Source organism: Occallatibacter sp. (assembly GCF_036502485.1).
Lineage (GTDB): Bacteria > Acidobacteriota > Terriglobia > Terriglobales > Acidobacteriaceae > Telmatobacter.
Genome location: NZ_DASXYM010000175.1, coordinates 1 through 11301, shown reverse-complemented (window position 1 = coordinate 11301; position 11301 = coordinate 1). Strand labels below are relative to the sequence as shown.

The following is an 11301-nucleotide window of genomic DNA, read 5'->3' as shown; positions in this document are numbered from 1 at the left end:
CCATCCGCCCACTTGCCCTTGACCACCACCACGCCGCCCAGCAGATCCGGCCGCCACTCTGCGCGCAGCGGCGCATCGCCAACCTTGCGCTCGATGTCGTGGTTGTCAATGGCTTCCACGTTGTAAACCAGCGGCCCGTACTTAAGCGCAACCGTGTTCACATCCGCCTTGATCCGCGGATCGGCCATGACCCGCTGCGGCTCCATCGGCAGTTCCAGTTCAATGCGATCGCCGGCCTTCCACTCCCGCGTGACCACCGCATAGCCTTTGCGGATCTCGGGCTTCACTTCCCTGCCGTTCACCGCAAAGCGCTTCAGGCCGCTGATGGCCGGCGAGTCCTTGTACAGCTTGCTGGTGGTGCGATTGGGAATCCGCACGTACACGCTGAACATCTTCGCCTGCTCCGGATTGACAGTAATCGCAACCGTGCCCTTCCACGGGTAGTCCGTCTTCTGGACCACCTCAACGCCAGTGCCCGCCACATCGCCCACATGAATCCTGCTGCCCACAAACATGTTCACGTAAAACCCGCTCGCGTCCTTCACATAGGTCCACGTGGGAACCATCAGCAGCGTCCGCGAGAAATTCCCCACGCAGCACGGGCACTGGTGCCACTCCGCGCGCTCCGTGTTTACCAGCGGATTGGTATAGCAGTAGCTCTTGCCATCGAGAGCCACGCCGCCCAGCAGCGCGTTGTACATGGTCTGCTCATACAGGTCCGCGTACTTCGCGTCGTGGTACGCCAGGTTCAGCTTGTACTGGAAGAACACCAGCCCGCAGCTTGAGCACGTCTCGCAATACGCCTCGTTGCGCAGCGAGTAGTTGGGCCCGAACCCCTCTGACGTTTCGCCGCTCCCGATCCCGCCCGTCAGGTAGTACTTCTTGTTGACCATGTTGTCCCACAGCGAGATCACTGCGCTCTGGTAGTCAGGATCGTGCGTCTCCGCCGCGATATCCGCCATGCCGGAATAGAAGTACGTGGCCCGCACCGCGTGCCCCACCGCCTCATACTGCTGCCCCGGCGGCAGATGGCTTTGGTCATACTCGGAGCCGCCGCGCCGCGAGTCCAGCAGGAACTTGGCCAGCGCGATATACGCGTCGCCGCGATGATTGCCTTCCTGATCGTTGACGAAGCGCCCAAACCGCACCAGCGCCTGCTCCATCTCCTGGTGCCCGTCAAACCACGCCTTTTTGCCCGGCCCGATGTTCGCCACCCAGCAGTCGGCCAGTTTCTTGGCCGCGTTGTAGAGACGCACGTCTTTGCCGTCGGTCAGCGTGTAATGGTTGATCGCCGACTCGATGAAATAGCCCGACACGTAGCCCTCATGATTGCCGCGATGGTCGGGCGACCAGCGCTCCGGCCACTCCTTGCGATCAGCCAGGATATACGCCGTCTGCAGATACCCATCCGGCATCTGCGCCGCCAGGATCATGGGAATCCACCGCTCCAGCGTGTCGCGCATCATGCGTTGCGCGGCCACCATGTCAGCATCGCCATTCGCGTCCACCATCAGCGCGATGCACATCGACTCCACCGTCTGGTGCACCCACGCGTTTGAGAAAACATAACCCTTGTGCTTGCCGTGCGGCTCGCCGCGGTTCGCCTTGCCCGCCTCAATAAAGTTGTCGATTCCGCCATCGCCGCGCATCGCCGCGATGTCGGTGCGCTCGCACATCGCAACGCAATGCGGAATCCAGTCGACGATCAGTGTCTTCGCGCGCTCATTCCAGAAAGGGCTGTCGATCGAATAGCTGCGCGTGTAGACCACGTCCAGCCGATCCTTCGGCGGCTCCTGCTCCACATGCACAGCAATGGAGTGCGACCGGTCCTCCGTGCCCGAAGCCGACAGGGTCAGGACATAATCGCCCGCCTCGGAAAACTTCGCCTTCGTCACCGGGGCCGCCGCGTTCTCAAAGTTCACTCTGCCAGGACCTGAAGCCTTCATCCACCGCGCCGAGTTCTTCGGCGTATCCTCAAGCCACGTCACCGTGCCCGCCAGGTACGTCTTCGCCCCCAGCATCACCGAGCGATCCACACCTGCATCAATCACCGGCGGCAGCGCCGGCGCCGGCCCGGCATTGAACACCCGCCACTCCAGCACGCCCGAGGGCTGGCCCTTCTGCGGCGTCACTTCCAGCCGCACCTTTGTCGTCTTAACCGCCTCAAACGTCGTCGCGTTAAACCCATCCGGCGCTACGCCAAGCCCCTGCGCCTGCTGCACCGCCACAAAATCGCTGCCGTTCCAGTAAAGAATGCGGTAGCTCTCCGGCACATGCAGTCGCGGCCACTCGGAACCGGGAGCACCCGCCGGCCGCGGCTTGTCCACAGCCCAGTACACTTCGACCTTGTCGATCGAGACCGGCACACTCCACTCGTACTGCGCCCAGGGAATCCTGCCTTCGTTGTCCCACAGGTTGTGCAAGGCGTAGAGGCCATGCGACCGATCGAACGAGTCAGCCGGCACAAACCCATCGTTCAGAGCGGAAATCTTGTTCTCGCTGGCAATGGCAAAGCTGCTGGGCGTAGCCACCCGCGCAATGTTCACCGGTCCCCCGGAACTCTGCGCCTCCGCATGCTTCGCGCCGCCCACCGCAGTCAAAACTGCCGCCCCGGTCAGTCCCGCCAGAAACTCCCGGCGGCTCGGTTCCGTTTGGTAAACGCTTTCTGTGCCGCCCGCAGCCTTCTCCAACTCCAACTCCCTGCTCACCCTGTCCATGGAATTCTCCCGCTTCTACGCTGAACCCGCTCCGCAGCCGACGAGCGCAATTCCGACCTCTCATGCGGCTGGATAAAGCGTGCCTATCGATGCTATCGCGCTTCCGCCGCCGGGGCCAGACCCCTATTCGTACGCCAGAGCGTCAATCGGGTCCTTGCGCGACGCCATCCACGCCGGATACATCGCCCCCAGCAGCGCCCCTGCAAACGCGATCAGCGCCCCCCGCACCAGCCATTCCGAGGTGATCTCAAAGTGCTGCGTGGGGAAAATGTGCAGCAGCAGCGTGCGCACCCCGTAGGTCGCGGCTATTCCAACAAGGACGCCACCCACAGCCAGCACTGCGGTCTCCCGCAGCACAACCGTCACAATGGTGAGCTTCGACGCGCCCATCGATTTCAGAATGCCGATCTCCCGCGTCCGCTCCAGCACCGCCGTGTACATGGACTGAAAGATCACCAGGAACCCGACAATCACAGCGATGCCCGTGACCACCTTCAGCGCAAGATTGAATCCGGGAAGCTTCTCCGGCGTCAGCGCGCTCAGCATCTCCTGCATGGTCTGTACGGGGTAGCTCTGCAGCCCGGGAACCGCCTGAATCTCCTTGATCACATCCTGATCGTTGGCCGGGTTGTCCACCTTGATGTAGAAGATCGAGGCCTTTCCCTGCGGCACGCCCATGAGAGTCGCCATCGTGTCCACGGGGATGAGTTTGCGGGCCCCGCGGCCGTGTTCAACAATGCCGCAGATGCGAAAGGAGGTATTGAGAATCTCGATGCTGTCGCCCACCTGGTACGGCTTGCCGGTGGCGGGATTCTTGCTCGTTGCCCCCGCAAAAACGTCGTCCACAATCACGTCATTGGGCCCGCTGAAAGGTTGGCCCGCCACAAACGTAAAGGGCCTGAGCGCATTGAAGCTGTCGTACTCGATCCCGAAGATGGTCTCGATGCTGCCGTCGGTGGAGAGCTTGGTGATCACCGGCGAGACCAGAGCCACGTGGGGCAGTTTCCGAATCGGCCCCGCCAACGCCGCCGACATCGGTGCCCCGCTCACGCCGTTGAATACGCTGGCGTTCGAAGGCCGCATCACCAGGTCCGCGCCAATGCCGTTGGCGCGCGTCTTCTGATCGTTCAGCATGCCCATGAAGATGCCCACAATGGAGAGGATCATGATGACCTCAATCGCCACGGCAAGCACGCTGATGATAGAGCGCAATGGGCGATGCAGCAGATTGGCGAAAATGAGCTTGTTCATGCTCTGAGGCAAACTCCACGGCGCCGCTAGCGCACCTTTCAGGGTATCAGGGGCAGGCAGGCACCCTCCGGTCGAACTCCGACGTCCGAAGCTCGGCCTGACTCTGAACGCGGGGCCCCATCCTAGCTCTGCTAGGGTGGGCGGCGGCACACCCTCCCTCAGCTCTCAAACGAACATATGCACCAACACCGCGCTCTTCTTCTTCCGCGGATTCTCAAGCTCGGCCAGCAGATGACGACTCCGCACCCGCATGGCCGGCGTGCCAGACCGCCCCGCCACCCGCAGCACATCCACCACCTCCGCCAGCGACTCCGGATCCTGCCGCACCAACTGCGCCCTGCCATGCAGCGCCGCCGTCTTCACAATCGACGACGGATCCTCCAGCCAGCCCGCGAGCACCGCGGCGATCCGCCGGCACTCCGGCACCGTCAGGGTCATGCGCGGCAGGGTGAGCGCCAGGTTCCATCGCACCTTGGGAAGAGTGGCATCGGTCAGCAGGCCCATGAGCTCATCCTTGTATCCCTCGAGCGCCCGGCGCATGCCCGGCGACAACTCCCGTGTGACCCGCTCCAGCACATCGGCCGCGCGACTGGCCACGCCCGCCTCGTCGTCCCACAACAGTTCAATCAAACCGGGAAGCCGCCGCGGCCCGTCGGCAATCCACTCCACCGTCTGGCACACGCGGCCGCAATCCATCGGGCCTCTGCCAACAGCCAACTCCGCGCGCAGATTGACCCGTGTCATGCCCGCCCTCCCCTGTGCTACGAAGCGGCTGGGGCCGTCAGTGATTTTGCCGCGATCCGCCCCACACCGCGCAGCAGTGCCCGCACCGGCCAGCCGCCTTCCTCATCCGGAAAGAAGATCTCCCCCGGCCGCTTCACCTCCGGCCGATAATACCAGCGCTTCAGCAACGCCAGATGCCCCTGCCGCACCGAGGCATTAGGCAACTCGGATTGCCCGCCCAGTTCAGCGAGTACCGCCTCCATCCGCGCCTCCAGCATGGTCCGCGCCGCCTTGCGCTCTGCACTACGCCCCGCCCCCTGCTCCCTGCCGTCTAGTTCCCTCTGCCCCTCTGCCCCTTTGTCCCCGCCGTCCTGACCCCTGAGCCCTGCCCCCTGTTCCCTGTCTCTCTGATCCCTGTCTCTCTGATCCCCGGTCCCTGGTCCCCGGTCCCTCTCTTCCGCCACCGCTTCCATCGCCATCGGCTGCGCATACAGCGAGCTCGATCCCGACTGCTCATTCTGAATCCGCATTCCCAGCGTGGAGAAAACCGCCGGCCCGCGAAGCCTGCCGTCCTGATAGAGAAAGATGGCCACCTCCGGCGCGAGTGCCTCCATTGGGGTTCCCGGCGCCGAAGGCGCGGATGGCCCCACCGCAGGTGCCTGCAGCACCACCGCCCGCAACTGGCCCAGCGGCCGCACCAGCTCCGGCGCCAGCGCCCGTACCGCCTCGGCCTTCTGCACCTGTGCATGCAACGTCGCGGCCGCCTCAAACTCCAGATTGCCCGATGCCTCATCGCGCGCGCTGCGCAACTGCACCAGCTTGCTCTCGCCCCGCGTCGCCAAAAACCGCTCCACGGCGGCCCCCTCCTCCGCATAGCGCTCGTCGCTGCAGCCCTTGTAGCAAGGCGCCAGGCACATCTTCATCTCGGAGTAGACACACCCCGGATGCCCCGGATCGGGCTCCAGCTCCTCCACGCACCGCCGCAGCAGAAACAGCTTCAGCGCCTCGTCGGCAAATCGCTCCGCCGCCACCCGCGACGCAAACGGCCCATACGCCCAGTCCCGCTCTTTCTGGCTTGGGCGATTGGTCACTGTCAGCCGCGGGTATGCATTGCCCCCCAGGAAACGCACAAACGACGGCGCCCCCAGGTGCATCCTCTCCAGGCACTTCGTGCCGTATACCTCTTCGAGCAAATTGAACTGGAGCAGAAGCGACTCGAAATCCGACCCCGTCAGCCGCCACTCAATGCGCCGCACCCGCCCCGCCAGTTGCAGCCTCTTCGGATGTTTGGACGAGGGAATCAGCAGCCGCTCCAGCCGCCCCCTCAGATTCGGCGTGCGCCCGATGTAAGGCTCAGCGTTGGCAGCCTCCCCATACAGCGCAAACACGGCACACTTCTCAGGCAAAGCGCGCAGCGTCTCACGCGCCTCGACAGCATTGAAAGCAACAGACTGAAACTCGGCAGACAGACGCGAACCCCTCGGCTGTATCCCGCGCCTACCCCCGCGGAACCACAGGAACTACACCGAGCATAGCCCAGCCCGCGTGAGGGTATTCAAGAGAGACCGGCCAGAACCATTATCAGCATTTCCCCATCCAGAACAAGGTGAGGGACCCGCTGCGGACGACCAGAACCACCACCACGATTTGTCATCCTGAACAAAGTGAAGGACCCGCTGTTGTATTTCCGCGTTCTTTCCGCCATGCCGACAATATTGAAGAATGCTAATGATGGCTCAGAACCGTCAGTCGACGCCAAGATCCGCGGCAATTTGTGCGCCGTGAATTATCTCTTCTGGCTTGAGGCCCATCTGGTCAACGAAGATCGCCACCGTACAGTCCCAAACGCTCTGCGGAGACCAAGGCAGCACAGAATTCGGCGCGGGAAGAGGTTTGAGACGAGCGAGGAAGAGGAAGATTCTCTCACGCTCCGTGATGGTGGGAAGCTTCTCCGATGTTTCAGGTGACTCCAAAGGCGGTACGCCTGACTTTCCACAGATCAGATTGTAGAAATCACCGACCGTCTTCACTGTCGAGGCGTCCCTGTCAGGGATGTCGATAGCGAACAGTTCTTCGGCTCGCAGGATAATCTCAACTGCGTCCAAACCCATGCGTTGGATTATCTCCTGTCTTACTGGTCAACGGAAGAGACGAATGCTCTGTCCGGCTGGCGCTTCCCAACGTCGCCGACAATGCTTCCGCTGCACCCCACGCCCACGCAACCGCCCTTATGCCCTCACGCCCCCGCCAGCGTCATCCCGTCAATCCGCATCGTCGGGGACACCACCGATCCGCGCCACCGCACATCGTTCCCCACCGCCCTGATATTCCGCAGCATGTCCGCGAGCTTCCCGGCGATCGTCACCTCTTCCACCGCGTGCGTCAGCTCGCCGTTCTCAATCCACAGCCCCGCCGCGCCCCGCGAGTAGTCTCCCGTAACAACATTCACGCCGAACCCGATCAGGCTCGTCACATACAGCCCCCGCGGAATCGCCTTGATGATCTCCTCCGGGGTCTGCGTGCCCGGCTCCAGATACAAATTCCCCGCCGAGATCCCCGGCGTCCCCGCCAGCCCGCGCGCCCCGTTATGCGTGGACTTCATCCCCAGCTTGCGCGCCGCGTAGGTGTTCAGCATGTAGTTCTTCAGCACGCCATCCTCCACCACCACGTTGCGCTGCGACGGCAACCCCTCGCCATCGAAGGGCGAAGTCCCATACCCGCCCGTGCCGTTGGGCAGAATCATGGTGCTGTCGTCAATGATATTCAGCCCCGGCGACAGAATCTGCTCCCCCAGCTTGCCCGCCAGAAACGACGCGTGCCGCCAGATGGCATCGCCTGACGCCGCATCGAACACCAGCCCCACAAACGACCGCGCCGTCTCCGGCGCAAACACTATCGGAATCTGCTGCGTAGGCATGCGCCTGGCGCCCAGCCGCCGCAGAGTCCGCCGCGCCGCCTCCTCCCCCACAGACTCCGGCGAGTCGAGATCCCCCAGCCGCCGCGCGCTCGAATCCCAGTAATCGCGCTGCATGCTGCCGTTCTCGTCCTTGGCCAGCGGCACCACGCCGAAACCCACATAGCTGGCCCGGTTCGCCCCCACAAAGCCGCGCGAATTGGCCAGCACCTTGCGCCCCGTCGAGGTCTCGAAGCTCGCCCCGCGGGCGCTGCCGATACGCGGATCGTAGGCCAGCGCCGCCGCCTCCGCGCGACGCGCCATCTCAATGCGCTCTTCCCCCGGCAGCGAATTCACGTCGTCAAAGTAGAGATGCAGATCGCCCGGATAACGCCCGAATTCGGCAGCATCCGGCAGCCCCGCAAACTCGTCCTCTTCCGTGATGTGCGCCAGCGCCAGCGCGCCTTCCACAAGCTGGCGGATCCCGTCCGCCGTCAGATCGCTTGTAGTAGCAGAAGCAGACCGCTTGCCCCGGAACACCCGCAGCCCCAGCGCCCGCGAGCCCGACTCGACAAGCTTCTCCACCTCGCCCAGCCGTACCGTCACGGAGAACTCTTCCCCCTCGCGCACCACGGCCTCCGCATCGGACGCCCCCGCCTTCATGGCCAGCGACACCACATCCGTGGCGAGAGATTCCAGATCGACTTCCGTGGATGGCGAGTGGGCAAGGACTTCAGACATAATTCGACCCTATCAGGAGTAGTTCTATTTCTGTTCGCGGTGCTCCCGCGTGTGGGGTGGAGTTGATGGCGGATGGCGGATGGCTGATAGCTGAGGGCCTTCTTCTTACCTTCCCGTCCCGCCCACCGTCATCCGATCCAGCTTGATCGTCGGCATCCCCACGCCCACCGGCACGCTCTGCCCATCCTTGCCGCAGGTCCCGATTCCCTCATCGAGCTTCAGATCATAGCCCACCATCGACACATGCTTCAGCGCCTCCGGCCCGTTGCCGATCAGCGTCGCATCCCGCACCGGTGCCGTAATCTTCCCGTCTTCGATCAGGTACGCCTCGCTCGCCGAAAACACGAACTTGCCGTTGGTGATATCCACCTGCCCGCCCCCGAAATTCGGCGCATACAGCCCCCGCTTGACGCTGCGAATAATGTCCTCGGGATCGTCCTCGCCCGCCAGCATGTACGTGTTCGTCATGCGCGGCATGGGCACGCAGTGGTAGCTCTCGCGCCGCCCCGAGCCCGTATTCGCCGTGCCCATCAACCGCGCTGACAGCTTGTCCGTGAGGTAGCCCTTCAAAATCCCGTTCTCAATCAGCACCGTCTCCTGCGTCGGCGAGCCTTCATCGTCCACATTCAACGACCCGCGACGGCCTTCCATCGTGCCGTTATCCACCACCGTCACCTTGGAGCTTGCCACCGGGCGTCCAATCAGCCCGCTGAACGCCGACGTCCCCTTGCGATTGAAATCGGCCTCCAGCCCATGGCCCACGGCCTCATGCAGCAGGATCCCCGGCCACCCCGGCCCCAGCACTACTTCCATTTCGCCCGCCGGAGCCGGTATCGCCCCAAGCTGCAGAATCGCCCCGCGCGCCGCCTCCCGGGCCAGGTTCTCCGGGCTCTTCGACCCCGCAAACTGCCCCAGCCCCTGCCGTCCGCCCGCGCCTGCCTGCCCCTTGGTGGTGTTGTCGCCGTCCTTGGCGATCACAAACGCATTCAGCCGGCACAGCGGCTGCGTGTCGCTCGCAAACGACCCGTCTGAGCCCGCAATCAGCACCCGCCGCAGTTCCTCGGAGTAGCTCGCCCGCACCTGCACAATGCGCGTGTCAAAAGCCCGCGCCGCCCGATCCACCCGCAGAATCAGCTCCAGCCGCGCTGCCAGGTCCAGATCAAACCCGCCCAGCGGCACCGGATAGAGATCCGGCACCTCCGCCTCCGTAAACCCCTGCACCGGCGCCTTCGCCGGCCCCGACGCAATCAGCGCCGCCGTCTTCGCCGCATGCAGCAGCCGGTCGGCATTGAGGTTATCGGTGTACGCATACCCCGTCCGCTCCCCGCTGATCACGCGGATGCCGCAGCCCGCGCTCGTCCCCGTACTGGCCGACTTCACAATCTGCTCATCCACGCCCAGCGACACCGCCGTAACCGACTCAAAGTACAAATCCGCATAGTCGCCGCCCGCCGAGAGCGCCTCGCCCAAACAGCGCTCCAGCAGCCGTTCCGTAATTCCAAATTTCTCGAAGAAGTAGCGTTTGTGCTGGGGGACAGGGGTAGCCGCAGGGGTTGTCATCCCTATCAGTTTACGCCTCACTCGTTTGACGCGATTCCCCGTCCCCGGTCGCAAATGCCGCACCGTCATCCGACAGAAGAGCAGCGAAGCGGAGCGGATCGCCTCAAACATTCCTTCCCACCACGCACCGACTTGTCATCCTGACCCTGAGTACAACGAAGAGGAAGGACCCGCTGTGAAGTCCGTCGTTCTGGCTGTGACACCTTCCGTCCAAACCTGCGGTTCACGCCAAAAAACCCACCCGAGACTTGCCCATCGGCTGACCGCTGCTCTGAAAAGGTGGTTCAGCTGCGCTCAATGAGCGCAGCACGCTGTTTGTTTCCGATAAGTTGCAAGCCGCTCCAGCCCCATCTCAATACCACCTCGCACAATGTCTCTATATGCTCCCGCCGGGAGGTGGTTGAGCTTACTGGCCGCTGATTCATAAAGAATTTTCACCCCCCCTTCTTCCGCGGAAAGCAGCCTTTCAGCGCCATTGGTTCGGCGCTACACCAACGCCTCTACAGGGTTCACTGAACTGGCAAGACTCAGTTGGGACTTCCCATTCATGCTCGCGAACACGCTCCACAAACACCAGCCGAAACGCTGCGTTCCGTGTGATTGTGTCAGCAAGACCGGGAAGTTGGTCGGATCGTGTTGGCTACGCCCGCATGATGAGGTCCCATCGAGGGCGCGATGGCTAATATTGGGTTGGATGATGACTTATCGTGAGAAGGGAGGTTCCGGGGAGAGATCGCGGACGCCGTCGATCACGGTTCGCGCTACTACACCCTGGCCTACGTTCCCAGTGACCGCAAAGAAGAGGGCCGGGAGCGCACCGTCGAAGTGAAGGTCTCCGGCAACTACAAGATCTTCTATCGCAAGCGCTATTTTGAGCAGACGCAGAAGGACATCAAGCTGGCCGGCGCCTTGCCCGCCAGCACTCCGTTGATTCCGCTGATGGGCCACGGATTGCCCAACTCTGCCGGAATTCCCTATCGCCTGAACGTTGTTCCCGCCTCTGCGCAGCCCGAGTCTGGCGCTGCCCGCGCCGGGCAGAATACGCAATTGTCCGGGAAGCTGACGCGTTATGAAGTCGAATTCCATTTGCAAGCCGATGCCCTGTTGCTGCTTCCGGACGCGGACGGCGCGAGACGCAAATCCCTTCAGGTAGCGCTGATGGTTTACGGCTCGGACTTCAAACCGCTGAACTGGGAAATTCGCGAGATCCACCTGCTGATCAAGCCGGAGCAGTGGGCTGATGAGCAGAGCGCCGGCATCCCCCTCCACATCGAGGTCGATGCGCCTCCCGGCGATGCCTACCTGCGCACCGGCGTGTACGACAGCTCTTCGAGCAAGGTGGGCACTCTGGAGATTCCGCTGACCGCGATCGCCTCACTGAGATGACATCCTCAACGAAGTGCATCCCTGCCGATC

8 protein-coding genes are annotated in these 11301 nt (G+C 63.1%); 1 reads left to right on the top strand and 7 read right to left on the bottom strand.

Annotation, left to right across the window (positions count from 1 at the left end):
• The 7 genes from VGL22_RS21340 to tldD form a co-directional block, all read right to left on the bottom strand.
• A partial coding sequence (locus VGL22_RS21340) for a glycoside hydrolase family 127 protein (protein WP_465268990.1) occupies positions 1–2717 on the bottom strand: 2717 nt, incomplete at its 3' end.
• A 123-nt stretch (positions 2718–2840) separates the two neighbouring features.
• Complete coding sequence (locus tag VGL22_RS21335) at positions 2841–3968, bottom strand: ABC transporter permease (RefSeq protein ID WP_465268989.1); 1128 nt, start codon at positions 3966–3968, stop codon at positions 2841–2843.
• A gap of 165 nt (positions 3969–4133) precedes the next feature.
• Entirely contained in the window at positions 4134–4712 is a 579-nt protein-coding gene (locus tag VGL22_RS21330; RefSeq protein ID WP_465268988.1) for a hypothetical protein, read from the bottom strand.
• Positions 4713–4729: 17 nt separating this feature from the next.
• The gene (locus VGL22_RS21325; protein ID WP_465268987.1) at positions 4730–6097 is read right to left on the bottom strand and encodes an excinuclease ABC subunit C; all 1368 of its coding nucleotides are present in this window, start codon (positions 6095–6097) and stop codon (positions 4730–4732) included.
• 339 nt (positions 6098–6436) lie between these two features.
• Positions 6437–6802 (bottom strand): acyl carrier protein, encoded by a 366-nt coding sequence (locus VGL22_RS21320; RefSeq protein ID WP_465268986.1) that lies wholly within the window; start codon positions 6800–6802, stop codon positions 6437–6439.
• Between the two features lie 125 nt (positions 6803–6927).
• Entirely contained in the window at positions 6928–8325 is a 1398-nt protein-coding gene (locus VGL22_RS21315; RefSeq protein WP_465268985.1) for a TldD/PmbA family protein, read from the bottom strand.
• Positions 8326–8430: 105 nt separating this feature from the next.
• Positions 8431–9885, bottom strand: a complete 1455-nt coding sequence (tldD, locus tag VGL22_RS21310) for a metalloprotease TldD (RefSeq protein WP_465268984.1) — start codon at positions 9883–9885, stop codon at positions 8431–8433.
• 825 nt (positions 9886–10710) lie between these two features.
• Between tldD and VGL22_RS21305 the strand changes: the two genes are divergently transcribed.
• Positions 10711–11271 (top strand): hypothetical protein, encoded by a 561-nt coding sequence (locus tag VGL22_RS21305; RefSeq protein WP_465268983.1) that lies wholly within the window; start codon positions 10711–10713, stop codon positions 11269–11271.
• Positions 11272–11301 lie beyond the last annotated feature (30 nt).